The sequence below is a fragment of the Phytopseudomonas flavescens genome (assembly GCF_900100535.1).
In the GTDB taxonomy this organism is placed as follows: Bacteria; Pseudomonadota; Gammaproteobacteria; order Pseudomonadales; family Pseudomonadaceae; genus Aquipseudomonas; species Aquipseudomonas flavescens.
The window spans coordinates 34,194-60,023 of record NZ_FNDG01000006.1 but is presented as its reverse complement, the minus strand read 5'-3'; the positions used below and the strand labels follow the sequence as shown (position 1 = coordinate 60,023).

Annotated in this window: 20 protein-coding genes; 9 read left to right on the top strand and 11 right to left on the bottom strand. The window is 62.5% G+C overall.

What is annotated here, in order from left to right; translation table 11 throughout:
* Positions 1–18: 18 nt before the first annotated feature.
* Positions 19–357 carry a P-II family nitrogen regulator gene (gene glnK, locus BLR94_RS09570; RefSeq protein WP_003096476.1) on the bottom strand — a complete coding sequence of 113 codons (339 nt, stop codon included), beginning with the start codon at positions 355–357 and terminating at the stop codon, positions 19–21.
* Between the two features lie 402 nt (positions 358–759).
* On the opposite strand from glnK, the gene BLR94_RS09565 reads away from it, so the two are divergent.
* The 6 genes from BLR94_RS09565 to BLR94_RS09540 all read left to right on the top strand — a co-directional run bounded on the left by BLR94_RS09565 (position 760) and on the right by BLR94_RS09540 (position 8,394).
* Positions 760–1,017 (top strand): accessory factor UbiK family protein, encoded by a 258-nt coding sequence (locus BLR94_RS09565; RefSeq protein WP_084304677.1) that lies wholly within the window; start codon positions 760–762, stop codon positions 1,015–1,017.
* Between the two features lie 39 nt (positions 1,018–1,056).
* Entirely contained in the window at positions 1,057–2,550 is a 1,494-nt protein-coding gene (locus BLR94_RS09560; protein ID WP_084304678.1) for a YifB family Mg chelatase-like AAA ATPase, read from the top strand.
* A gap of 297 nt (positions 2,551–2,847) precedes the next feature.
* Positions 2,848–3,624 (top strand): hypothetical protein, encoded by a 777-nt coding sequence (locus BLR94_RS09555; RefSeq protein WP_084304679.1) that lies wholly within the window; start codon positions 2,848–2,850, stop codon positions 3,622–3,624.
* Entirely contained in the window at positions 3,621–5,294 is a 1,674-nt protein-coding gene (locus tag BLR94_RS09550; protein ID WP_084304680.1) for a DUF6138 family protein, read from the top strand. Before BLR94_RS09555 ends, BLR94_RS09550 begins: the two co-directional genes overlap by 4 nt.
* Before the next feature lie 34 nt (positions 5,295–5,328).
* Positions 5,329–6,141, top strand: a complete 813-nt coding sequence (locus BLR94_RS09545; protein WP_084304681.1) for a hypothetical protein — start codon at positions 5,329–5,331, stop codon at positions 6,139–6,141.
* A 279-nt stretch (positions 6,142–6,420) separates the two neighbouring features.
* A complete protein-coding gene (locus tag BLR94_RS09540) occupies positions 6,421–8,394 on the top strand; it encodes a BCCT family transporter (protein WP_084304682.1) in 1,974 nt (657 codons plus the stop codon).
* Between the two features lie 189 nt (positions 8,395–8,583).
* On the opposite strand, the gene BLR94_RS09535 is transcribed toward BLR94_RS09540, so the two are convergent.
* The 7 genes from BLR94_RS09535 to BLR94_RS09505 all read right to left on the bottom strand — a co-directional run bounded on the left by BLR94_RS09535 (position 8,584) and on the right by BLR94_RS09505 (position 16,818).
* Positions 8,584–9,459, bottom strand: coding sequence for an ABC transporter permease subunit (locus BLR94_RS09535; protein WP_084304683.1), 876 nt, complete (start codon positions 9,457–9,459; stop codon positions 8,584–8,586).
* Entirely contained in the window at positions 9,456–10,364 is a 909-nt protein-coding gene (locus BLR94_RS09530; RefSeq protein WP_084304684.1) for an ABC transporter permease subunit, read from the bottom strand. Before BLR94_RS09530 ends, BLR94_RS09535 begins: the two co-directional genes overlap by 4 nt.
* Positions 10,361–11,515 carry a polyamine ABC transporter ATP-binding protein gene (potA, locus tag BLR94_RS09525; protein ID WP_084304685.1) on the bottom strand — a complete coding sequence of 385 codons (1,155 nt, stop codon included), beginning with the start codon at positions 11,513–11,515 and terminating at the stop codon, positions 10,361–10,363. The genes BLR94_RS09530 and potA overlap by 4 nt, the downstream gene beginning before the upstream one ends.
* A gap of 54 nt (positions 11,516–11,569) precedes the next feature.
* Positions 11,570–12,643 (bottom strand): polyamine ABC transporter substrate-binding protein, encoded by a 1,074-nt coding sequence (locus BLR94_RS09520; protein ID WP_084304727.1) that lies wholly within the window; start codon positions 12,641–12,643, stop codon positions 11,570–11,572.
* A gap of 180 nt (positions 12,644–12,823) precedes the next feature.
* A complete protein-coding gene (locus BLR94_RS09515; RefSeq protein ID WP_090423691.1) occupies positions 12,824–13,924 on the bottom strand; it encodes a polyamine ABC transporter substrate-binding protein in 1,101 nt (366 codons plus the stop codon).
* Between the two features lie 110 nt (positions 13,925–14,034).
* Positions 14,035–15,402 carry an aspartate aminotransferase family protein gene (locus BLR94_RS09510; RefSeq protein WP_084304686.1) on the bottom strand — a complete coding sequence of 456 codons (1,368 nt, stop codon included), beginning with the start codon at positions 15,400–15,402 and terminating at the stop codon, positions 14,035–14,037.
* 57 nt (positions 15,403–15,459) lie between these two features.
* On the bottom strand, positions 15,460–16,818 hold the full coding sequence (locus BLR94_RS09505) for a glutamine synthetase family protein (protein WP_084304687.1): 1,359 nt from the start codon (positions 16,816–16,818) through the stop codon (positions 15,460–15,462).
* An 822-nt stretch (positions 16,819–17,640) separates the two neighbouring features.
* Here BLR94_RS09505 and BLR94_RS09500 point away from each other — a divergent pair.
* The 3 genes from BLR94_RS09500 to aguA all read left to right on the top strand — a co-directional run bounded on the left by BLR94_RS09500 (position 17,641) and on the right by aguA (position 21,520).
* Positions 17,641–19,020 carry a glutamine synthetase family protein gene (locus BLR94_RS09500; protein WP_090423687.1) on the top strand — a complete coding sequence of 460 codons (1,380 nt, stop codon included), beginning with the start codon at positions 17,641–17,643 and terminating at the stop codon, positions 19,018–19,020.
* Between the two features lie 125 nt (positions 19,021–19,145).
* On the top strand, positions 19,146–20,210 hold the full coding sequence (locus BLR94_RS09495) for a polyamine ABC transporter substrate-binding protein (RefSeq protein ID WP_084304689.1): 1,065 nt from the start codon (positions 19,146–19,148) through the stop codon (positions 20,208–20,210).
* A 203-nt stretch (positions 20,211–20,413) separates the two neighbouring features.
* Positions 20,414–21,520 (top strand): agmatine deiminase, encoded by a 1,107-nt coding sequence (gene aguA, locus BLR94_RS09490; protein WP_084304690.1) that lies wholly within the window; start codon positions 20,414–20,416, stop codon positions 21,518–21,520.
* Positions 21,521–21,605: 85 nt separating this feature from the next.
* On the opposite strand, the gene BLR94_RS09485 is transcribed toward aguA, so the two are convergent.
* From BLR94_RS09485 to desA, 3 genes are all read right to left on the bottom strand, one after another.
* Positions 21,606–22,955, bottom strand: coding sequence for an OprD family porin (locus tag BLR94_RS09485; RefSeq protein ID WP_084304691.1), 1,350 nt, complete (start codon positions 22,953–22,955; stop codon positions 21,606–21,608).
* 428 nt (positions 22,956–23,383) lie between these two features.
* Positions 23,384–24,349 (bottom strand): GGDEF domain-containing protein, encoded by a 966-nt coding sequence (locus BLR94_RS09480; protein ID WP_084304692.1) that lies wholly within the window; start codon positions 24,347–24,349, stop codon positions 23,384–23,386.
* A gap of 159 nt (positions 24,350–24,508) precedes the next feature.
* Positions 24,509–25,693: a delta-9 fatty acid desaturase DesA gene (desA, locus tag BLR94_RS09475; RefSeq protein WP_084304693.1), complete on the bottom strand. Its 1,185-nt coding sequence runs from the start codon at positions 25,691–25,693 to the stop codon at positions 24,509–24,511.
* Positions 25,694–25,830: the final 137 nt, after the last annotated feature.

Sequence of the window (25,830 nt, the reverse complement as noted above, 5' to 3'; positions counted from 1 at the left end):
GGGGTAAGGGGGCAGAGCTTAGATCGCGTCGGTATCGGTTTCGCCGGTACGGATGCGGATCGCCTGTTCCAGATTGACGACGAAAATCTTGCCATCACCGATCTTGCCGGTGTTGGCGGCCTTGGTTATCGCCTCGATGACGCGGTCCAGCTGATCGTCGGCGATCGCCACGTCGATCTTCACCTTGGGCAGGAAGTCGACGACGTATTCGGCACCGCGGTACAGCTCGGTATGGCCTTTCTGACGACCGAATCCTTTCACTTCGGTGACGGTGATGCCTTGCACACCGATTTCCGACAGCGATTCGCGGACGTCGTCCAGCTTGAACGGCTTGATGATGGCAGTGACTAGCTTCATGAAACTCTCTCCCGTGTAAGGTGGACTTGCCCCAGGAATTCTTGCCCCGTGGCCAGTCTAAGCTCAGTGTCTGGCTTTTGTATGCATCGGTTGCCAAGACAGGCTGATCCCGATACCACCAACTGCTCCCGGCGAAACACTCCCCGCCCGTACGGTACGACCGAACCGCATCGGTGCATGGGTCATCTGCCTCCAAGCAGAAAGCTTGCCAATACCAGCAAATCTCCTCGTTTCAGGACGTTACGGGCGCACCGAGGCATGTCGGCAAACCACCACGCGGTACTACCGCACCAGAACGGCGCCAAAGCGCATTGCTGGGCGCACCAATTCAGTGCACCGACAGCCGGCCGCCTCCGAAAACCACCGTGCTACACTGCCGCCAATCGTTTCCGGAAGGTTCCCATGCTGCCACCCAAAGCATTGCTAGACGCGCTCAGCAGCCAGGCGACACGCCTGCTCAGCGGCGACAATCCGTTGCCACGCAGCGAGCTCGAGAGCCAACTCAAGGCGCTTCTGCAGAGCAGCTTGAGCAAACTGGATCTGGTCAGCCGCGAGGAGTTCGACAGCCAGATGCTGGTGCTGGCGCGCACCCGCGCACGCCTCGAGGCTCTGGAGGCCAGGGTCGCCGAAATGGAGTCAGGCAGTACAACGACGCCCTGACGCGGCGTCGAGTGAACCGCCACGATCAAGGAGTGATCGATGTCATTGGCCATAGTCCACAGCCGCGCCCAGGTTGGCGTAGAGGCTCCCGCCGTCACCGTCGAGGCCCACCTGGCCAACGGCCTGCCCGCCCTGGCACTGGTCGGCCTGCCGGAAACGGCGGTCAAGGAAAGCAAGGATCGCGTGCGCAGCGCCATCCTCAACTGCGCACTGGATTTCCCCCCTCGGCGCATCACTCTGAACCTGGCCCCCGCCGATCTGCCCAAGGACGGCGGCCGTTTCGACTTGGCCATCGCCCTTGGCATTCTGGCCGCCAGCGGCCAGTTGCCGGCGGACGCGCTCACCACGCTCGAGTGCCTCGGTGAACTGGCGCTGTCCGGTAGCATCCGTCCCGTTCGCGGTGTACTGCCCGCAGCCCTGGCGGCACGGGGAGCGGGACGCACCCTCGTGGTGCCCAGGGAAAACGCGGAAGAAGCCAGCCTGGCTTCCGGGTTGACGGTACTGGCAGCGGGGCACCTTCTGGAACTGGTCGCACACCTGAATGGCCAGACACCGCTGGCACCATACAAGGCCCAGGGTCTGCTGCATCAGTCGCAACCCTACCCGGATCTCGCCGAGGTGCAGGGGCAGGTCGCAGCCAAGCGGGCTCTGCTGGTCGCGGCCGCCGGTGGCCACAACCTGCTGCTCAGTGGCCCGCCCGGCACCGGCAAGACGCTGCTGGCCAGCCGCCTGCCTGGCCTGCTGCCGCCACTGAGCGAAGACGAGGCCCTGCAGGTTGCGGCGATTCGCTCGGTCGCCAGCCATGCACCGCTGCAGAGCTGGCCGCAGCGGCCATTCCGGCAGCCTCATCACAGCGCCTCGGGCCCGGCCCTGGTAGGTGGCGGCAGCAGGCCACAGCCCGGCGAGATAACCCTCGCCCATCACGGTGTGCTGTTTCTGGACGAACTGCCCGAATTCGACAGGAAGGTGCTGGAGGTTTTGCGCGAGCCCATGGAGTCGGGCAGCATCGTGATCGCCCGTGCCCGCGACAAGACGCGCTTTCCAGCCAGGTTCCAGTTGGTCGCGGCGATGAACCCTTGCCCCTGTGGTTTTCTCGGCGCCCCCAGCGGTAATTGCCGTTGCAGCCCGGAGCAGATACAGCGCTACCGCGGCAAGCTGTCGGGGCCCTTGCTCGACCGCATCGACCTGCACGTCACCGTGGCCCGCGAGGCCACCACTCTGTATAGCCCGCCGCACGGCGTCGAGAGCAGTGCCACGGTGGCCGCCCGGGTCGCCTCCGCCCGGCAGCGGCAGATGGCTCGCCAGGGCTGTGCCAACGCCTTTCTGGACCTGCCGGGCCTGCGACGCCATTGCGTCCTGCCGGATGCCGAACGCCGCTGGCTGGAACAGGCCTGCGAACGCCTCGGCCTCTCCCTGCGCGCCGCCCATCGCCTGCTCAAAGTGGCGCGAACCCTGGCCGACCTGGACGATACGCCCGATATCGCACGCTGCCACTTGGCCGAGGCCCTGCAGTACCGGCCGGCGCAGGGATGAGTGAGCGCCACGGCGACGCGAGACGGCAAAAGACCCCAGGACGCTTTGACTATGCCGTCGTTTGGCGGCACATTGCGCGACGGCTCGACGCACCGCCGAGAGATGGGCGCCGCGAAACCGTCGGCGCGGAAAGCCAGGCCCGGACATACCGCTGCCGGACAGCTCCCAGGAACTTTGCGGCGCGGGCCGCACCCTCGGAACCCCGTACCCGCGCAGGGTGATTGAATCCCGTGCGACGGCCACCGCGATGCATCCACCACGACCAGGAGAACGTCCATCGACATCAGGGAACAGGACTTGCCTCTTGCCATCCAGGCTCCCGTGATAACCGGGGGAACGGCGATCCTCATCGGCGACATCACGCTTTCCCAGGCCGAGATGGACATCCTGGGTACCAGCATCGCCAGGCGGCTGCACCTGTTCGGGGCGGTGGTGAAGACTGGCGAAACCCACCCCGCATTCGGGGAGCTGAAGCGCTTGCAATTGCTGGTGGTGGAGAGCCGGGGCGACAGCCCCGAACCGATTCACCACCCCCTCGCCCAGCACGATGGCCCCATGTACCGGCAGGCGGAAGGCCCGGCGACCTATGCCTGCGTCGACATGCTGCGCCAGGGTGATGTCCGCTACCTGCGCCGGCCGCCGAAATGGAAGGCCTCGCAAGCCAGCATCCCCACCTACCAGGACAAGCTCTTGCATTTCTGCACCCAGTTCTACATTCCCGAAAACGCCACCACCCGGCAGTACCTGATCTGGGACACGACGCTGTTCGTCTTCCTCGGTGTGACCGAGCAGGAGGCATTGCAGGTACAGGTCTTCGCCCAGGACACCTCCGAGCAGAGCGCCGAGGATCACTATGCCCTGGAGGCGTCGATGACCGCCTACGACGAAGCCCCGCGAGACCGTGCCAACGTGGCCAGGCTGATCGAGGCTGGCGACAAGCACTTCCACGACTATGTTCTGCACCACGCCAGAACCGGCCGGCAGGCGCTGCATCTGCTGTTGGAGCATGGCACCTCGAAAGCCTTCAAGGCCCGGGTCACCAAGAAACTGGCCCACCTGGGTGACACGCCATGAGCGCTTCGCCGCCCCTCACCCTGGACAACAGCCTCGCCGCGCTGGAACGCTGGTTCGACACCCTGGAGCAGCGCTACGCCGCGATCGATGCGGCACAGGACAGCCCGCTGCGGGCGGCGAGCCATACGGTGATACTCAACTGCGAGGCCTCGCGGGTTTCCCTCGAAGAGCCGATACCGGGGTTGGACGACGATTTCGATCCCGGCGACTGGCACGGCCCGCTGCAACACGGGCAAGCCGAAAGCACCTGGCTTCCCGCCCTCGCCGCCACCATTCGTCAGCGCCTGCAGCGGGTGGAGGAAAATGCGCCGCTGAGTTATCGGCGTATCCGCGTCACGGCGCGCATCGCCACCGACCTGGGCCTGCTGGAGACGATTCTGGTCGACCACCTCAATCTGGCCAAGCAACGGGATTTACTGGAACAGGTGACGCGCTATACGGAACAGATCCTGGAAAAGGGCAACGCGCCGACGGAGCCGCTGGACACCCTGTTCTTCTGCGGGCACGTTCTCGATCCCGAACTGTTCCCCGAACCGGACGTCCCGTGCCTGCTGCGCGGCTTCGAACGTATCCAGCAATTGAATGCCGGGCGGCAGAGCCTGGCCGAGCACCGCCATCACATCACCCACGCGCTGCGCTGCTGGGCCGAAGAACAGTTCCTGCCGCGCCACTTCGAGCAGCAGCGCGATGAGTATCGGCAATTGCAACACCACCCCAGGGCGGATACCGAGCGCCTTGCGGCGGCGGATGACCCGGCCCATCCGCTGGCGCTGCTGCTGTACGCCGCGACCCTGATCCTGCGGTTCGAGCCCAGCTACAGCCAACCCAAAGGGCTGACCTTCCTGGAACTGGCCCGGCAACTGGGCAGCGACCGCGCCGTCCGCTTGCTGGAACACGGCAGTGGCGCCTACCCCGCGGACGCCACTGCTCTGGACAGCGCCGCGTTGCGTGGCAGCGCCAACGATGTGCTGGCCCTGCTGACCCTCGAGATCCGCCAGGAAAGCGCCGACGCCTACGGCCAGGCCCTGGCCTTCATCACCCACCTGCTGACCCTGGGCTTCCCCAGGCACTATCGCATCCAGCTGAAGTCATCGGCCCGGCACTACCTGGCGGTCAAGGGGCTCGCGCGCTCCGACACCCACCGCTTCTTCGCCAACGCCCTGCGCTACCCACAATTGCACACGGCACTGGAGCGGTACGCCCGTATCGCCATCCAGCGCTACGAGTGCTATGCCGACGCCGAGGCTGAAAAGAGCTGCATGCCCGGCAGCTACGCGACCTTCGGCCTGGCGCTGGCCAGCGAGGCCTACTTCCCGCTGCTGGCGCACTACATGGCCGAAGTGGATGAAGAACACCAGTGCGTGCAGGATCCTTTCATCACGGCCTTCGTTGCCCAGTACGGCCTGACCGAGGCCTCTCTGCCGGTGCTGGTCGCCTGCCTGCGCTGCGCCAGCGAAGCCCTGAGGCCGAAGATCCAGCCACCGCTGGATGACGAGCGGATGCTCGGGCTGTTGATCGAACAGCTGCAGGAACTGCCGCCCTACAGTGCCGAACATGTGGCGTACCTGCTCTGCGGCAAGGCGGACGTCATCGCCCGGCGGGCGAAAAAAGCCACGGGCGAGCAGCAGCGGTTGCTGCACACCCTCCTGCAGATAAGTGGCGCAACCTGACCACTGCGCCACGTGCAACCGAGAGAAGCCCCCGATGACCATGAACCATGCACGGGCACTGAAGAAACTGGCAGCGGACAAGCTGGTCAAGGCCATCGACGAGGATGTCGCCAGGCTGGTGGCACATACCCGAGCACGTGGCGGGCCGGAGGGCGCCGCCCAGGTGCTGCCGCCCTTGCTGCGACGCTGGAACTGCGTAGTGCAAACCGAGGATGCGCTGGTCCCCGCCCATGCCCGGCAAATCATCACGCTGGCCCTGGCGATCGTCCTGCACCAGTACGGCCTGGCCGACCCGCGCCTGAGCGAGCAGGCCCGCAACGCCATCGATGCGCTGAACGCCGGTGTGATCCTCAGCGACGATTTCTGCCGCCAATCCGAAGCGATCAAGCACACCTTCCTCGACAGCGCGCCAGCGCCGCTGAAACGCTCGCCGAGTCGGCCGGACGATACCACCTTCTACCGCGCGGGCGACGTCATCGCCATCCGCCTCGACCGGCATGTCTACGCGGCGTACGTGCACCACTGCGCGGAGCTGAACGAAAGCCCGGTCGTGGAGTTCTACGATGCGGTGTTCGCCCGGCCACCGACCTTGGCCGAACTGAACGGCTTGCAGGCGCGCGGAGAGACCTGTAACGACGGTACGACCCGCGCAGCACGTTTCAGCGTGGCCGGGCTGAAATACCTGCCCGACCCGGCGCACCAGGTCACCCTGGTACAAGGCGCCGTGGAACAGCCACCTTACAGCCAGCACCTGGCCCGGCCAGTCGGCCTGTATGCCATGTCCGATATCTTCGAACTGCAGCAGGTCCTGGAACACCTTTTCCCCCACACGTCCGGGGGCCAGTGACAGAACCCACTACAGCCCGTCCAACGGCCTGGCAAGCCCGCGGCCAAAGCCTCTCGTCCTGGAAAAAAGGTGGAACGAATATATAAGTAAAGCTATCGACAGCATGTTCGCTGAAGAACATGACTATCGATGGTGCTACCCTACACGGCTTTGCGCCCCTGACGCCCGTCCGATGAACCATGCGGCATCGCCTGCGTCCGCCTGCCGGCCCCAATGGTCCAGGCTGCGACGGGCCTGCCTGTTCATCCTGGAGAAACTCTGATCAAGGAGAGCCCGCTCATGGAGGCGAAATCGTCTTCCCGCTCCACCCTCAACCCGCCGGTGTTCTTCGGCTCGACCTTGCTGATCGCCTGCCTGGTGATCTACAGCACCGTGTTCAAGGACAACGCGCAGAGCGTGTTCGGCGCCACCCAAGCGTGGATCATCGAAAATGCCAGCTGGGTGTATATCCTGGCCGTGGCCCTGATCCTGCTGTTCGTGGTGTTTCTGGCGGTCAGCCGCTACGGCGACATCAAGCTCGGCCCCGATCACAGCGAACCCGAATACAACAACACCACCTGGTTTTCCATGCTGTTCTGCGCCGGCATGGGTATCGGCCTGATGTTCTTCGGTGTCGCCGAACCGGTGATGCACTTCATCGCGCCGCCGGTGGGCGACCCGCAGACCGTCACGGCGGCGAAGGAGGCGATGAAGCTGACCTTCTTCCACTGGGGCCTGCATGCCTGGGCGATCTACGCCATCGTCGCACTGATCCTGGCCTACTTCGCCTACCGGCATAACCTGCCGCTGACCCTGCGTTCGGCCCTCTACCCGCTGATCGGCGACCGTATCTACGGTCCCATCGGCCACGCGGTAGACATCTTCGCGGTGATCGGTACCGTGCTCGGCGTCGCCACCTCCCTGGGTTACGGCGTACTGCAGATCAACACCGGCCTCAACCACCTGTACGGCCTGCCGACCACCACCACGGTGCAGATCGCCCTGCTGGTGTTCACCATGGCGCTGGCGACCATTTCCGTGGTCAGTGGCCTGGACAAGGGCATCCGCCGCCTCTCCGAGCTGAACATGATTCTGGCCGTGGGCCTGCTGCTGATCGTGCTGATCCTGGGCCCGACCGTGTTCATCATGCAGACCTTCGTGCAGAACACCGGCGGCTATCTATCGGAGATCGTCAGCAAGACCTTCAATCTCTACGCCTATGAACCGACCGACTGGATCGGTGGCTGGACGCTGTTCTACTGGGGCTGGTGGCTGTCGTGGTCGCCGTTCGTGGGGCTGTTCATCGCGCGGATTTCCCGCGGTCGCACCATCCGCCAGTTCATCAGCGGCGTGCTGGTGGTGCCGGCCGGCTTCACCCTGCTGTGGATGACCGTATTCGGTGATACCGCCATCCACATGATTCTCGTCGACGGCGTCACCGATCTCGCCGAGGCCGTGAACAAGGACAGCTCTCTGGCGCTGTTCGCCTTCCTCGAACACTTCCCGATGTCGATGATCCTGTCGCAGATCGCGGTGTTGATGATCGTGGTGTTCTTCGTCACCTCGGCGGATTCCGGCGCCATGGTGGTAGATATGCTCGCCTCGGGCGGGCAAGACCAGACGCCGGTGTGGCAGCGCATCTTCTGGGCAGCGCTGATGGCGGTGGTGGCGGCTTCGCTGCTGCTCGCCGACGGCCTCAAGGCCTTGCAGACCGCAACCATCGCCAGTGCCCTGCCCTTCGTGATCGCGCTGATGGCGTCGATGTGGGGCCTGCTGCGCGCCCTGCAGCTGGATGCGGCCAAGCGCAGCCTGCGCGATCAGGTTTCCCTCAGCTCGCGTAGCAGCACGAGCCCGGGCGGCTGGCAGCGTCGTCTGCGCAGCATGGTCATGCTGCCACGTCGTTCTCATGTGAATCGTTTCATCAGCGAGACCGTCCTGCCAGCCTGCGAACAGGTTGCAGAGGAGCTGCGCAAACAAGGCCGCGAAGCGACCGTGGAGAGCGGTGAAGATGGCCGCGTGACGCTGTCGGTCAGTCACGGCAGCGAGGCTGACTTCCAGTATCAGGTGCGCCCACGCGCGCTGATCCAGCCAAGCTTCGTGATGCGCGACACCCGCGACGACACCAACGAAGAGCGCAAGTATTTCCGCGCCGAAGTCCACCTGGACGAAGGCGGCCAGGATTACGACGTGATGGGCTGGAACCGCGAAGAAGTGATCGGCGATATCCTCGACCAGTACGAGCGCCACATGCACTTCCTGCACCTGACTCGCTGACGCACCACGCAAGACAAAACGCCCGGGCCAATGCCCGGGCGTTTTCGTTATGGCCTCGTGTTCGTATCGGCGGGCTACAGCTGGCGCCTGATGTCATGAGTAGGAGCATCGGCAACGCAACGCCGCCCAGAAAGCACAATGCCCGCCCTGCTGATGCAGTGGCGGGCATTGTCTGTCGAGCAAACGGGCTTAGTGGGCAGGTTTGGCCTCAGGGCGTGCATGAATCGCCGCCTGACTTTCTTCCATGACCTGCTGGATCGCCTTGCGGCGGCGCTCTTCGGCGCGGTGGGCGAAGAACCACACCAGGAAGGTCGCCAGGGACACCGCCAGCAGGATCAGGCTGGCCACGGCGTTGATCGCCGGGGTGACCCCCAGACGCACCTTGGAGAACACCTCCATCGGCAGCGTGGTGGCGCCCGGGCCGGACACGAAGCTGGCCAGTACCAGGTCATCCAGGGACAGGGCGAAGGACATCATGCCGCCGGCTACCAGCGAAGGCGCGATCATCGGAATGGTGATCAGAAAGAACACCTTCCATGGCCGCGCCCCGAGATCCATGGCGGCCTCCTCGATGGACAGATCCAGCTCGCGCAGACGCGCCGATACCACCACTGCCACATAGGCCGAGCAGAAAGTAGTGTGGGCGATCCAGATGGTCATCATGCCGCGCTCTGCAGGCCAGCCGACCAGTTGTGCCATGGCCACGAACAGCAGCAACAGCGACAGACCGGTGATCACCTCCGGCATGACCAGCGGTGCGGTGACCAGGCCACCGAACAGCGTGCGCCCCTTGAAGCGGTGCACCCGGGTCAGCACGAAGGCCGCCATGGTGCCCAACGCCACCGCGGCGATCGCCGTGTAGCAGGCGATCTCCAGAGAGCGCCACACTGCACCCATCAGTTGCCGGTCATCGAGCAGGCTGACGTACCACTTGGTCGACCAGCCACCCCATACCGTGACCAGCCGCGAGGCGTTGAACGAGTAGATGACCAGGATGAACATCGGCAGGTAGATGAACGCGAAACCGACCCAAAGCATCAGGGTGGAGAAACGGAAATTCTTCATGCCCGGCCCTCCATCTCTTTGGCTTGGTTCTTGTTGAACAGAATGATCGGAATCAGCAGCAGTGCCAGCATCACCACCGCCAGGGCGGATGCCACCGGCCAGTCGCGGTTGTTGAAGAACTCCTGCCACAGCACCTTGCCGATCATCAGCGTTTCCGGGCCGCCGAGCAGCTCGGGGATGACGAACTCGCCCACCACCGGGATGAATACCAGCATGCAACCGGCAATGATGCCGTTCTTCGACAGCGGTACGGTGATCTTCCAGAAGCTGTTGAAGTTGCTCGAACCGAGATCCGAGGCAGCCTCGAGCAGGCTCTGGTCATGCTTCACCAGGTTGGCGAACAGCGGCAGGATCATGAACGGCAGGTACGAATAGACGATACCGATGTACACCGCCGTGTTGGTGTTGAGGATCTGCAGCGGCGAGTCGATCAGGCCGATGCTCTGCAGGAAACCATTGAGCAGGCCGTTGTTGCTGAGAATGCCCATCCAGGCATAAACGCGGATCAGGATCGCGGTCCAGGTCGGCATCATCACCAGCAGCAGGAGCACCATCTGGGTCTCCTTTTTCGCACGGGCAATGGCGTAGGCCATCGGGTAACCGATCAGCAGGCAGGCCAGGGTGCTGAAAAAGGCGATTTTCAGCGAGCCCAGGTAGGCGGCCAGGTACAACTCATCCTCGCTGAGGAAGATGTAGTTGCCCAGGTTGAGCACCACCTGCAGGGTGTTATCCACCCAGGTGTAGATTTCCGTGTAGGGCGGAATCGCCACGTCGGCTTCGGCGAAGCTGATCTTCAGCACGATGATGAAGGGCAGCAGGAAGAACAGGAACAGCCAGATGAACGGAACGCCGATCACCAGGTGTCGGCCGGTAGGCATACGCTTGGTCAGGCTGCTCATTTTCATGACTGCAGCACCACGCCGCTGTCGTCTTCCCAGAACACCACCACCGGGTCATCCCAGGTCGGTCGCTTGCCGCGCCGCTCGGCGTTGGCGATGAAGCACTGCACGATCTGCCCCGAGGTGAGCTTGACGTAGTACACCGAGTGGCCGCCCAGGTAGGCGATATCGTGAACGCTGCCGTGGCTCCAGTTGTAATCCGGGTGTTCGTGGTCGCCGGGCAGTTGCGTGGCCATCAGCAGCTTTTCCGGGCGCAGCGCATAGGTGACCTGGGTCTCTTGGGCGCGGGTGCTGATGCCGTGGCCGATGTAGATCGGCTTGTCCAGCTGCGGACAGTCGATCACCGCGTGGTCGGTGTCATCGTGCACGATCTGCCCGTCGAACAGGTTGACGTTGCCGATGAATTCGCAGACCAGGCGACTGGCTGGCGTCTCGTAGATGTCGATGGGGCTGCCGATCTGGGCGATCCAGCCCAGGTGCATGATGGCGATGCGCTGGGCCATGGTCATGGCCTCTTCCTGGTCGTGGGTCACCATCACGCAGGTCACCCCCACGCGCTCGATGATCTCGACCAGCTCCAGTTGCATCTGCGAACGCAGCTTCTTGTCCAGCGCACCCATGGGCTCGTCGAGCAACAGCAGCTTGGGCTTCTTCGCCAGGGAGCGGGCCAGGGCCACCCGCTGGCGCTGGCCACCAGACAGCTGATGGGGCTTGCGCTTGGCATACTGGCTCATCTGCACCAGCTTGAGCATTTCCGCCACGCGGGCATCGATCTCGTCCTTGGGCAGTTTGTCCTGCTTGAGACCGAAGGCGATGTTGTCGGCCACGCTCATGTGCGGGAACAGCGCGTAGGACTGGAACATCATGTTGATCGGCCGCTCGTAGGGCGGGATGTCAGTGATGTCCTGGCCATCGAGGAAAATACGCCCCTCGGTCGGCCGCTCGAAACCGGCGAGCATGCGCAGCAGGGTCGACTTGCCCGAGCCGGAGCCACCGAGCAGCGCGAAGATCTCGCCCTTGTTGATGGTCAGCGACACGTCGTCGACGGCGATGGTCTCGTCGAACTTCTTGGTCACGCGCTCGATCTTGACCAGCACCTCTTTCGGTTGCTGACTCCCCTCGAGGACCTTCTTGTAGGCACTGGAAGCAACTGCCATTACCAAACTCCCGCAACAAAAATGGCGCCCGGCAAAGGCCGGGCGCTAATGGGTTCATCTTCCGGACTTGATCTTCGTCCAGCTTCGCGTCATCAGGCGCTGCGCCGTGGGCGGCAGTTCGGCCGAGATGTACAACTTGTCCAGAACGGCCTGGGGTGGATATACCGATTCGTCCTGGCGAATGTCCTGATCCATCAGCTCCCCCGCCTTGGTGTTGGGGTTGGCGTAACCGACATAGTCACTGACCCCGGCGATCACTTGTGGATCGAGCAGGTAGTTGATGAAGGCATGGGCCTGCTCGACGTTGCCGGCATCCTTGGGGATGGCGAGCATGTCGAACCACAGGTTGGCGCCTTCCTTGGGAATCGCATAGGCGATTTCGACGCCCTTTCCGGCCTCCACGGCACGGTCTGCAGCCTGCAAAACGTCACCGGAGTAACCGAACGCCACGCAGATGTTGCCGTTGGCCAGGTCGCTGATGTACTTCGAGGAGTGGAAGTAGCTCACGTAGGGCCGTACTTCCAGCAGTTTGGCTTCGGCCTTGGCGTAATCATCGCCACTCTGACTGTTCGGATCGAGGCCCAGGTAGTTGAGCACCGAGGGAATCATCTCGTCCGCCGAATCGAGGAAGGAGACACCACAGCTGGCCAGCTTCTTCATGTTCTCCGGCTCGAACAGCACGGCCCAGGAGTCGATTTCCTCGACACCCAGCACTTCCTTGACCTTGGCGACGTTGTAGCCAATGCCGTTGGTGCCCCACAGGTAAGGCACCGCATATTGATTGCCCGGGTCGTTGGCTTCGAGTTGCTTGAGCAGCGCCGGGTCGAGGTTGTTCCAGTTCGGCAGCTTGCTACGGTCGAGTTTCTGGAACGCGCCCGCCTTGATCTGCTTGCCGAGAAAATGGTTGGACGGCACCACCACGTCGTAGCCGGTACGGCCAGCGAGCAGCTTGCCTTCCAGGGTTTCGTTGGAATCGAAGACGTCGTAGACCGGCTTGATACCCGTGGCCTTCTGGAACTCGACCAGGGTCTGCTCGCCGATGTAATCGCTCCAGTTGTAGATATGCACGCTGCCGTCCGCATGTGCCAGGGTTGCCAAGCCAACCGAAAGCGCGGTCGTCGTCAGAATCTTGCCCAGGGAAAAATGCACAGGTCGTCCTCTTTCTTGTGGCTCGTCACCCTCCGGTGACGCATCGCGATTCGAGTGCGCGCGACGGCTGGGTCGCAGCGCTCGGCAGGCGGTGTTCCGCCCGCCATGCCGGCTCAAGCCTGGACCGCAGTGCCAGACAACGCTGCGGTCTCGGCTCGATCAGCGTCCGGACTTGATCTTGGTCCAGCTGCGGGTCATGGCGCGCTGGGCTGCCGGTGGCAGATCCGGGAATGCGTAGAGCTTGCCCATGGTTTCCTGGGTAGGATAGATGCCCGGATCGTTGCGAATGGCTTCATCCACCAGTGGTGTCGCCTTGGCGTTACCGTTGGGGAACTGCACTTCGTTGGTGATCTCGGCCATGATTTCCGGCTTCATCAGGAAGTTCATGAAGGCGTAGGCCGACTCGACGTTTTCCGCATCGGCAGGGATGGCAACCATGTCGAAGAAGGTACCGGCGCCTTGCTTGGGAATGTTGTAGGCGACCTTGACCTTGCCACCGGCTTCTTCGGCACGGGACTTGGCCTGGTACACGTCACCCGAATAACCCACGGCGACGCAGAGGTTGCCGTTGGCCAGGTCGGAGATGTACTTGGACGAATGGAAGTAGGTTACCGAAGGACGGATCTTCAGGAACAGCGCCTCGGCTTCCTTGAGCTGCTTGGGATCGGTGCTGGTCGGCTCATAGCCCAGGTACTGCAGGGCGATCGGCAGGATCTCGGTTGGCGAATCGAGGAACGACACGCCACAGGCCTTCAGCTTCTCGATGTTTTCCGGCTTGAACAGCAAGTCCCAGGAGTCCACCGGAGCATTCTCGCCCAGGGCGGCCTTGACCTTCTCCGGGTTGAAGCCGATACCGATCGACCCCCACATGTACGGGAAGGCGTACTGGTTGCCCGGGTCGCTGACCTCGACGGTTTTCAGCAGGTTCTTGTCCAGGTTTTCCCAGTTCGGCAGCTTGGACTTGTCCAGCGGCTGATAGACCTTGGCCTTGATGTGCTTGGCCAGGAAGTTGTTCGAGGGCACCACGATGTCGTAGCCCGACTTGCCGGCGAACAGCTTGGCCTCCAGCGTCTCGTTGGAATCGAAGACGTCGTAGGTGACCTTGATGCCGGTTTCCTTGGTGAACTTGGCCACGGTGTCCGCAGCGATATAGTCCGACCAGTTGTAGACATTCAGTACCTTGCCATCGGCCTGCGCCACGCCGGCCATGGTGCCGGCCAGCGTCACGGCTAGCAGAGTCTTGCCGAAAGTCTTGATCATGCGGTTCAGCTCCATTGGTAGTGTTGATTATCCGGGTTGCCACGCGCCGCCGCGTGGCTCCCTTTTATTGGCCGGCGCAGTCTGGCGATAACCGCTGCATCGCTCAAGCCTCAGGCCAGTAAAGCACGGGCGGTGAGATCCAGGCACTTGCGGGCCTTTTCCACCAGCTCGTCGATTTCCGGCTTGCTGATCACCAGGGGCGGCGAAATGATCATGGTGTCGCCCACGGCGCGCATGATCAATCCATTCTCGAAGCAATGACCGCGGCAGATCATACCGACCGCCTTGTCGCTCGGATAACGCTCGCGGGTCTGTTTGTCCTTCACCAGTTCGATGGCGCCGAGCATGCCCACTCCACGTACCTCCCCCACCAGCGGATGATCCGCCAGTTCACGCAGTCGTTTCTGCAAATACGGTGCCGTTTCCTCTCTGACTCGCTCGACGATCTTTTCTTCGCGCAGAATTCGAATGTTTTCCAGCGCCACGGCAGCCGCCACCGGATGCCCGGAATAAGTGAAACCGTGGTTGAAGTCGCCACCTTCGTTGAGCACCTCGACGATTTCGTCACGCACCACCAGGCCGCCCATTGGCACATAGCCGGAGGTCAGTCCCTTGGCGATGGTCATCATGTCCGGCGAGTTGCCGTAATAATCGCTACCGAACCACTCGCCGGTGCGGCCGAATCCACAGATCACCTCATCGGCGACAAAGAGGATCTCGTACTTGGCGAGGATCTCGCGCACCTTCGGCCAGTAGCTGTCCGGCGGGATGATCACGCCACCGGCGCCCTGGATCGGCTCGGCGATGAACGCCGCGACATTGTCCTCGCCGACCTCGAGAATCTTCTTCTCCAGTTCCTCGGCTGCCCAGATGCCGAAGGCTTCGGGGGTCATGTCGCCGCCTTCGCCGAACCAGTACGGCTGGGCGATATGGACGATACCGGGAATCGGCAGGTCGCCCTGTTCATGCATACCTTTCATACCGCCCAGGCTGGCACCGGCAACCGTGGAGCCGTGGTAGCCGTTCTCCCGGGCTATCACTACCTTCTTCCCGGCCTTGCCCTTGAGCGCCCAGTAATGGCGCACCATACGCAGCATGGTGTCGTTGCCTTCGGAGCCGGAACCGGTGAAGAACACGTGGTTCATGCCCGCTGGAGTCACCTCGGAGAGCGCCTTGGCCAATTCCAGCACGGGCGGGTGGGCGGTCTGGAAGAAGGTGTTGTAGAACGGCAATTCGCGCATCTGTTTGCTGGCCGCCTCGACCAGCTCTTCACGACCATAGCCGATAGCGATGCACCACAGTCCGGCCATGCCATCGAGGATCTTATGGCCCTCGCTGTCCCACAGGTGCACACCCTCGGCGCGGGTGATGATGCGCGGGCCTTTCTCGGCCAGTTGCTTGAAATCACTGAAAGGCGCCAGATGATGGTCGCGGCTCATGGCCTGCCATTGCTGGGTCTTCGGGTTGTTTACCGTCATGTCCACCTCTTTATGAATGCAGGGCCGTGCGGATCGCGCGTCGGCCCTGCGGCTGAATCACACCGAGAGCAGCAGGAACTCGCGTTCCCAGGAGCTGATCACGCGCTTGAAGTTCTCGTGCTCGGCACGCTTGACCGCCACATAGCCACTGACGAACTTGTGGCCCAGGTACTGCTCGACCACCTGGCAGGTTTCCATGCGCTCCAGCGCCGCCTCCAGGGTCAGGGGCAGGCGCAGGTTGCGGCGTTCATAGCCGCGCCCCACCACCGGAGCGCTTGGCTCGATGCCTTCGACCATGCCGATGTAGCCGCACAGCAGGCTGGCCGCCAGAGCCAGATAAGGATTGGCGTCGGCGCCCGCCAGACGGTTCTCGACCCTGCGGTTCTGCGGCGTGGCATCCGGTACACGCAGGCCCACTGTGCGGTTTTCCTCGCCCCACTCGACGTTCACCGGCGCCGAGGTGTCCGGCAGGAAGCGGCGGAACGAGTTGACGTTGGGGGCGAACAACGGCAGCAGCTCCGGAATGTATTTCTGCAGGCCGCCGATGTGGTGCATGAACAGCTCGCTCATCGAGCCGTCCTCGTTGGAGAAGATGTTCTTGCCGGTGTGCTTGTCGATGATGCTCTGGTGCAGGTGCATGGCGCTGCCCGGCTCGTCGGTTATCGGCTTGGCCATGAAGGTCGCCGCCACGTCGTGCTTGAGCGCCGCCTCACGCATGGTGCGCTTGAACACCAGGATCTGGTCGGCCAGGTGCAGCGCTTCGCCGTGACGGAAGTTGATTTCCATCTGCGCCGGGCCCTCTTCGTGGATCAGGGTGTCCAGATCCAGGCCTTGCAGCTCGCACCAGTCGTACATGTCTTCGAACAGCGGATCGAATTCGTTGGCCGCGTCGATCGAGAAGCTCTGCCGGCCAGTTTCCGGACGCCCGGAACGGCCCATCGGCGCCACCAGCGGGAAGTCCGGGTCGCTGTTGCGCTTGGTCAGATAGAACTCCATCTCCGGCGCCACGATCGGCTGCCACCCCTTGTCGGCGTAGAGGCGCAGCACTTTCTTGAGGATGTTGCGCGGCGACAGCTCGATCGGATTGCCTTGCTTGTCGTAGGTATCGTGGATCACCTGGGCGGTCGGCTCGATGGCCCAGGGCACGATGAACACGGCGTTCTCGTCCGGCCGGCAGATCATGTCGATGTCGGCCGGGTCGAGGAGGTCGTAATAGACGTCGTCTTCGACGTAATCGCCGGTCACGGTCTGCAGCAATACGCTTTCGGGCAGGCGCATGCCCTTTTCGTCGAGGAATTTGTTGGTCGGCGAGATCTTGCCACGGGCGATACCCGTCAGGTCGCTGACCAGACATTCGACTTCGGTGATCTTGCGTTCTTTCAACCAGCTGGAAAGCTGGTCCAATCTGGTACTCATAGAGACCTCAGGTTTTTTGAAGCCGGCATCCTCGGCCGGCTCGACATGTCCCACGCACCTGGAGAACTTCGCAACGAAGCTCTCTGGAGCGCAGGATAATCCGGGTTGTCACCTGGCTTGACGCGCAGGCCCTGGACAGCAGCCAGGCATCCAGGCCAGACAACTGGCGCACTGACCGCGCTGTTTCGCCATCCGCCGCCGACTGTAACCGACCTTTGTTGCACTCGACAGATCCGCCTCACCTGCAAAGCACGGGCCGCTGCAGCAAATCCCCCAGCGGCGTGATAACAGCTCCGCCATTCGAGGACTGCAGCGCAGCACGTCGCGCTACCGGCTGGCGAAGCAAGAGGGTGGCAAGAGGACAGGGGAAGCTGACGGAGTGTGCAGATTTTCGAGCGCCATGAGCGAGCCGTGCTGCTGCGCTCGGGGGCCGCGGCGAATGACCGGCAGTTGCCCCCTGAACGCTCGCGGCCGCCAGCGAGTGTTTCGGGTACGCCACGGCCTGCGCGGCACGAGCAATGACACCGGAGAGCGACATGCGAATCATGGAACACCCGTATTATTGGATTATCAGGGCTTCTCCCGAGCTTAGCCTTGTTCATTTTTTTATACAACACGGCCGCATCGCCTCCTCGTCCCGTCACGCTCAGGACTAAAAGGGTGCAGAATTCCCTGCTCGAAATGCCCTGAAACGCCCTAAAAATGGCCACAGCGCTCTTCTTTGGGGCAGCATTGGCCTACCTTGACAGCACCTGGCGTTTGGGATTGACTCCCGGTGTGTCAGTAATTGATTGATATTTTTAACAACATAGGTGTTGCATCATGTCGGTACCCCCGCGTGCCGTTCAGCTCAATGAAGCGAACGCGTTCCTCAAGGAACATCCTGAGGTTCAGTTCGTCGACCTTCTGATTGCAGATATGAATGGCGTGGTGCGCGGCAAGCGTATCGAGCGCGCCAGCCTCCACAAGGTGTATGAGAAGGGCATCAACCTGCCTGCCTCGCTGTTCGCCCTGGACATCAATGGCGCCACCGTGGAAAGCACCGGCCTGGGCCTGGACATCGGCGACGCCGACCGTATCTGTTTCCCCATCCCCGATACCCTGTGCAAGGAGCCCTGGCAGAAGCGCCCCACCGCGCAACTGCTGATGACCATGCACGAACTGGACGGCAGCCCCTTTTTCGCCGATCCCCGTGAGGTATTGCGCCAGGTGGTACAGAAGTTCGACGAACTCGGCCTGACCATCTGCGCGGCTTTCGAACTGGAGTTCTACCTGATCGACCAGGAGAACGTGAACGGCCGTCCGCAGCCGCCGCGCTCGCCGATCTCCGGCAAGCGCCCGATTTCTACCCAGGTCTACCTGATCGACGACCTCGACGAATACGTCGACTGCCTGCAGGACATGCTCGAAGCCGCCAAGGAGCAGGACCTGCCGGCCGACGCCATCGTCAAGGAAAGCGCCCCGGCGCAGTTCGAAGTCAACCTGCACCACGTCGAGGACGCCCTCAAGGCCTGTGATTACGCGGTGCTGCTCAAGCGCCTGATCAAGAACATCGCCTACGACCACGAGATGGACTCGACCTTCATGGCCAAGCCCTATCCGGGGCAGGCGGGCAACGGCCTGCACGTGCACATCTCGCTGCTCGACAAGAAGACCGGGCAGAACATCTTCGCCACCGATGACCCGCAGCAGCACGCCCCGCTGCGCCACGCCATCGCCGGCATCCTCGACACCATGCCGGCGTCGATGGCCTTCCTGTGCCCGAACGTCAACTCGTACCGCCGCTTCGGCGCGCAGTTCTACGTGCCCAACGCGCCGAGCTGGGGCCTGGACAACCGCACGGTGGCGGTACGTGTCCCGACCGGCAGCAGCGACGCCATCCGCATCGAGCACCGCGTGGCCGGCGCCGATGCCAACCCGTACCTGATGATGGCGTCGATCCTCGCCGGTATTCACCACGGCCTGACCAACCGGCTGGAGCCGGGCGAGCCGATCGAGGGCAATTCCTACGAGCAGCTGGAGCAGAGCCTGCCGAACAACCTGCGTGACGCGCTGCGCCAGCTGGACGACAGCGAGGTGCTGAACAAGTACATCAGCCCGGACTACATCGACATCTTCGTCGCCTGCAAGGAAGCCGAACTGCAGGAATTCGAGACGACCATCTCCGACCTCGAATACAACTGGTACCTGCACACCGTGTAAGCGTCGAAGTGCCGGCAAGGCCGGCGCTTCCATGCCCCACTACCGGCCACCGAATGGTTAGATACCATTGACGCCGCCGCATGGCGCACGCCTAATCGGCGTCATTGCCAACCAGGATTACCGCAATGATCCGTCATTTTGCCCCCCTGTTACTGGCCCTCGGCCCGCTCCTGGCAATGGCTGCCGATGGCGACAGCATTCGCGTCTACAACTGGAACGACTACATCGCTCCCGAGGTGCTGGAACGCTTCCAGAGAGAAACCGGCATCGCCGTCGACTACCGCACCTTCAGCACCGCCGAAGAGCTCGATGCGGTACTGAGCAGTGGAGAGCCTGTCGACATTGCCGTGCCCTCGCACAATCACCTGCCCGCCCTGCTAGCGGCTGGCCGCCTGCAACCGCTGGACTTCGGCAAATTGCCCAACCGCAAGCATCTGGACAAGGAACTGCTGACCAAGCTGGCGGCGGTGGACGCCGACAACCTTCGTGCGATTCCCTACCTGTGGGGCGCCGTTGGCCTGGCGATCAACCAGCCCAAGGCCGAAGCCGCCTATGGCGGGCCGCTGCCGCACAGCTGGAGCCTGCTGTTCGACCCGGCACAGAGCGCCCGCTTGAAAAGTTGCGGCGTCAGCACCCTGGACGCCCCGGAAGAAGTGATGTCGGTTCTGTTCAATTACCAGGGCCGCAGCCTCGCCCGCGCGGCACCCGCGCGTATCAAGCGGGCAGGCGAGCTGCTGCAACAGGTGCGTGCGAACCTGCGTTACGTGGACAGCGAGCGCTATATAGACGACCTCGACAACGGCAACCTGTGCATGGCGCTGGCCTGGGTCGGTGACGCGCTGAGCGCTGCCAGAAATGGCCAACCGGTCAAATTCGTGATCCCCGAGGAAGGCTCGGTACTGTTCATCGACAACCTGGTGATTCCCAGTAATGCACCCCGCCCGGATCTGGCCCACATATTCATCGACTACCTGATGCGCCCGGACGTGGCCGCGCAGATCACCCGGGAAACCCTCTACCCGAGCGGCAATGCCGATGCCCGACAATTCCTCGACAGCAGCTTGAGCAACGAACCGGCGCTTTATCCGGACGCGGCGCTGAAACGCCGCCTGCACGTGCTGGAAACGCTTCCTGCCAAGCAGGCCGAGGTGCGTGAGGCAGTCTGGAAGCGCTTTCGTGACGGCTCCTGAATGACCGCCCGCAAGCTGTATGGGCCAGGAACAACCGGACGGCCGCAGCCCCATACCCCCTCATTTCAGCGCCAGCCAGTTGGGCGAAAAGCGCGCAGAAATGAACGAAAACGGAGAAGGCCTGCGGCGCAGGTTCGATCTCGACGGGTCAGGCCTTGTGATCCTGCCTTTTTACTTAGCGACTTCCGTTACGGAGCACTGCCATGACAACCCTCACCTCTACCCCTCGCGCCGATGGCTTTCGCATGCCGGCCGAATGGGAGCCCCATAGGCAGACCTGGATGGTTTGGCCGGAGCGCCCGGACAACTGGCGATTGGGCGGCAAACCGGCTCAGCAGGCGTTCGCCACCGTAGCCAGGGCCATCGCCGAATTCGAACCGGTGACCGTCTGCGTATCCGCCGGACAATACGCCAATGCCAGCGCGCAGTTGCAGCATGAGCGGATCCGGCTGGTGGAGATGACCACCGACGACGCCTGGGTACGCGATACCGGGCCGACCTTCGTTGCCAACGAGCGCGGTGACGTACGCGGCGTCGACTGGGGGTTCAACGCCTGGGGCGGCTTGGTCGGCGGCCTGTATTTCCCTTGGCTGCGCGACGACCAAGTGGCCGCCAAGATCCTCGGCCTGGAAGGCTGCGCACGCTATCGCACCGAAGGTTTCGTACTGGAAGGTGGCTCGATCCATGTGGATGGCGAGGGCACCCTGATCACCACCGAAGAGTGCCTGCTCAACCCCAATCGCAACCCGCACCTGCAGCGGGCGCAGATCGAGGCGGTACTCGCCGATCATCTGGCCATCGACAAGGTCATCTGGCTGCCGAACGGCCTGTTCAACGACGAGACCGACGGCCACGTCGACAATTTCTGCTGCTACGTACGGCCCGGCGAAGTGCTGCTGGCCTGGACGGATGACCCCAGCGATCCCAACTACCCGCGTTGCCAGGCCGCCCTGCGCGTGCTGGAGAGCAGCCGTGACGCCAAGGGCCGTGCCCTGACCGTACACAGGATGCCGATCCCGGGCCCACTGCATGCGAGCGAAGAAGAGTGCGCCGGTGTCGACCGCGTGCTGGGTAGCCAGGAGCGCAGCCCGGACGAGCGCCTGGCCGGTTCCTACGTCAACTTCCTGATCGTCAATGGCGGCATCGTCGCACCGAGCTTCGACGACCCCAAGGATCAGGAAGCCAGGACCATTCTCGAACACCTGTTCCCCGAGCACCGCGTGGTCATGGTACCGGGCCGCGAGATTCTACTGGGCGGAGGCAATATCCACTGCATCACCCAGCAGCAACCAGCATCTGCAGCGAGCTGAGATTGCCCGATACGCAAAAGCCCGGGGCCAGCCCGGGCTTTTGCTTCGATACGAGCCGCGGCATGGCGCGGCTCGACGCTCCAGCTTAGAGCAGCGGGATGCTGTAGCTGACGATCAGGCGGTTCTGATCGATGTCGCCACCTGGCTGGCTACGCAGCGAGGCGTTACGCCAGGCGAAGCCCAGGCCTTTCATGGCACCTTCCTGCAGCACGTAGCTGACGGTCAGGTCGCGCTCCCACTCTTTCAGGTCACCCGTGGCCGACTTGATGTTGTCACCCTTCATGTACAGCACGTTGGCGGTCAGGCCGGGTACACCGATCTTGCCGAAGTCATAGCCGTACTGGGTAATCCAGGTCCGCTCGCCGGCACGGCCGAAGTTGGTGATCTGGCGGTCGGTGATCAGGTAGGTGGTCGCACCGCCCTGGCCCGGGATCGAACCCTGGTTCAGCTGGATGAAGTTGCTGTCACCGGAAACCTGCTGGTAACCGGCGCTCAGCGCATGGCCTTCCAGGCTGTAGGTGAAGAAGGCACTCCAGGTGCGGTTGTCCACCTCGCCGGTGGTGATGCCGTTACCCAACGCGTTGCGGCCATAGTAGCCGGAACCAAGATAGCCATCGGCCCGCCCGGCGGCACTGCTGTTCTTGCCATCGGAACCGGTGTCGAAGTAACGCAGATCGGACTTCAGCGAGCCGGCACCCAGCGCCAGGGTGTGGGTCAGCCCGAGGAAGTGCTGCTTGTAGAAGTCATCCAGGTTGCCGTAGTAGTACTGAACCAGCAGATCCTTGTTGATCTTGTAGTCGGCACCGCCATAGTAGAACTTGTTGCTGTCCGCACCGGCGCCGGCACCGGCGATGGCCAGCGACTCGGCATTGCTGGAGGTACGGCCCTTGGCGTGCTCCAGTTGGCCGGCGACCAGCGTCAGGTTGTCGATTTCATTGGAGGTGATCTGAGCGCCTTCGAAGGTCTGCGGAATCAAGCGGCCATCGTTGAAGGTCACGACCGGCAGCTTTGGCTGCAGGGTGCCGACATGCGCCACGGTCTTGGAAACGCGGATCTTGCCGGTCAGGCCCAGGCTGCTGAATTCGTCAACCGCGCTGTTGTCGCTGTCCGTCGGGAACAGGACGCCCGGGGTACGGCTACGACCGGCCTTGTTGGTACGGCCACCGGAGTCCAGCTTGACACCCAGAAGACCGAGGGCGTCGACGCCGAAGCCAACGGTGCCTTCGGTGAAACCCGATTGCAGGTTCAACTGGAACGCCTGGCCCCACTCCTTGTTGCTGGGGCTGTCGGTATCACGAATATCGTTATTGAAATAGAAGTTACGCAGATCCAGTTTGGCCGTACTGTCTTCGATAAAGGCAGCGTGCGCGACGTTGCCCAGGGTCAGACCCAGGGTGCCGGCTGCTACGGCCAGCGCCAGGGAAGCTTTTTTCATCGTGATATCTCCAGTGTTTTTTCTTTTATTGGTGCAACACATCGGTCTGATGGGCGATGCCTTGAGGGCTCAAAATCAGCCGAATTCGGGGCACTACCGTCATCCACCACGCAGCCAGGAAGCGCAACTGGCAACGTTGACGGCAGCACGAAACGCTCAGGAACGAATGAGGATCAGAGGGAACTGAAGACATTGGCGACGAAAAGATGGCATCGTTCGATTCTCTGCATTTTTATTGTCGGCCACAGTCGGGCCGTTGCTGATGAATCTAGCACAGCAGGTTGCGTGCCATGGACGACTAAAGTCGCATAACAGCTAATATTTCAATATGTTGCCAAGGCAGGGCCATCAACGTGCGGTTTTTCGCGCATGAAAATGAGCGTTCAACCGCCGATAAGGGCACTGAATCAGGCGGTTTTCCGCCACATTCAGCTGGTCACGATCTGGTTCTTGCCCTGGCGTTTGGCCTGATACATGGCGGCATCGGCCCGCGCATAAAGCACATCGAGCCCGGGATCGCCGCTGCGCAGCGACGTCAGCCCCTGGCTGACCGTGATGCCAAAGGCGTGACCTTCATGGTTGAAGGCCAGACGCTGGATTTCCCGTTGCAGGCGCTGTGCGATCTGCGCAGCCAACTCCGGCTCGCACCCGGGGAACAACGCCGCGAACTCCTCTCCGCCGATACGCCCGAACAGATCGCCACGACGCAGCACCGAGCTGGCGCAGTTGGCCAGTTGCTGGAGCACCTGATCGCCGACCTGGTGGCCATAGCTGTCGTTTATGTGCTTGAAGTCATCCAGGTCCAGCAGCAGGAAGGCCAATGGCTGCCCCTGGTTGCTGGCCAGTTCGAACTCGCTCTGCGCGCATTCGAAGAAATGCCGACGGTTGCTGCTCTGGGTGAGCACGTCGGTCGTTGCCAGGCGATGCAGCTCGCCTTCCAGTTGTTTCTTTTCGGTGATGTCTTCGGCGATACCGAAAATGATCGGCGAAGCCAGGCTGTCGCTGTGGCGACCGATGAAACACTTGTCGCTGAGCCAGCGAAGCTCGCCATCCGCTCTGATAATCCGGTACTCGCGGGCCTCGACGGCCCCGGTTTCCAGGACCTTGGCCATGCTCTCGGCAGCGAAGTCCAGATCATCGGGATAGATGCTGTTGCGCCACTCGCCGTAATCGGCCAGCAGCAGCCCGGCCGAGCGGCCGAATACGCGTTCGTAGGCCGGGCTGACGTAAATGATCTGCTGGGCCTGCCAATCGAATGCCCACAGTACGGCGTTCACGCTGCCCAGCAAGGTGCTGAACAGCTGCTCGCGCTCGCGCAAGCGAGTACCTTCCGCGCGACTGTGCAACAGCGCCAGGGTCAGCTCTTCCAGGTCGATAGTGCCAAGTTCATCCATAATACCGATCCAGAGCAGAGGCCATATTGATTGCGGTGGGGCTGCCGAGCAGGATCGAAAAAGCCCGCCGAACGGCGGGCTCTGGGTGGCAACCGGGTCAATGCTATGACCCTGGGTACCCTGGGCGGTTCACAACGACGTAGGCGATTGCGGGCAAGTTCACACTGCGCCGGGGCGCAGCGAGTAGGTCTTGAGCTGCTCGGCGAAATCGCGCAGGGACTGGATGCCACTCGCTTCGGCGTCCTGCACCCAGTGCTTCATCGCTTCGAGCATGTCATGACCATTGGCGCTGGTCTTGGCCCAGATCTGCTGCAGCGCCAGACGTTTTTCGTAGATCACCCTGAGTGCCTGGCTGTGCGCCAGCATGCTGTCGATATGCACCTGCTGCTTGTCCTGCAGCAGGCTCGGCTCCCGCGACAGCAGACGCTTGGCACGCCGGAATTGATGGCGTACCGACTCGTCGGCCTTGGCCAGCTCCTGCTTGACCAGTGGGCCGATCACCACCTTGCGGTACTGGGCCATGATCTGAAAGCGGTTGTTGAGAATCGCCATGGCGGTGTCCATATCCAGGATGCCCTTGCCGGGCACCCGGTGGGCGATCGGCGCAACCCGCTGCACCTTGGCGAGGCGCAGGATGCTGAACAGTCTTATCCAGGCCCAGCCCATGTCGAATTCCCAGCGCTTGACCGACAGTTTGGCCGAGTTGGGGTAGGTATGGTGATTGTTGTGCAGTTCCTCGCCGCCGACGATGATGCCCCAGGGCAGCAGGTTGGTGGCCGCATCACGGCACTCGAAGTTGCGATAACCGACGGCATGGCCCAAACCGTTGATGACACCGGCGGCCCAGAATGGGATCCACATCATCTGGATCGCCCATACAGTGAGGCCGAGCGCGCCGAACAGGGCCACATCGATGATCATCATCAGGGCGATACCGCCCATGGGGAAACGCGAGTAAATCTTGCGCTCGACCCAGTCATCAGGACAATTTTTGCCATAGATGCGCAAAGTATCCTGATTCTTCGCCTCTTCGGCATACAATTCGGCACCTTTACGCATGACGGTACCCAGCCCCTTGACCACCGGGCTGTGGGGATCGTCAACGGTTTCGCATTTGGCGTGGTGCTTGCGGTGGATCGCCGTCCATTCGCGGGTGTTCATGGCGGTGGTCAGCCACAGCCAGAAACGGAAGAAATGCTTGAGCGCAGGATGCAGCTCCAAGGAACGGTGCGCCGAGTAACGGTGAAGGTAGACCGTCACGCTGACGATGGTGACGTGGGTCATCAGCAAGGTGACGAGAATGAGTTGCCAGACCGACAGGTCGAGAAAACCGTTGTACCACATGGGCAGGGGTACCTCTTGCATGGAAAAACGCCGTACGGCCAACGGGCCGACGCTCGCATTATCAACATCGTCAGTGGGAAAACCACTTGGTCTTTTGACTGAGAATGTTACAACGTTGGATCCAGTGGCCTCCCTCA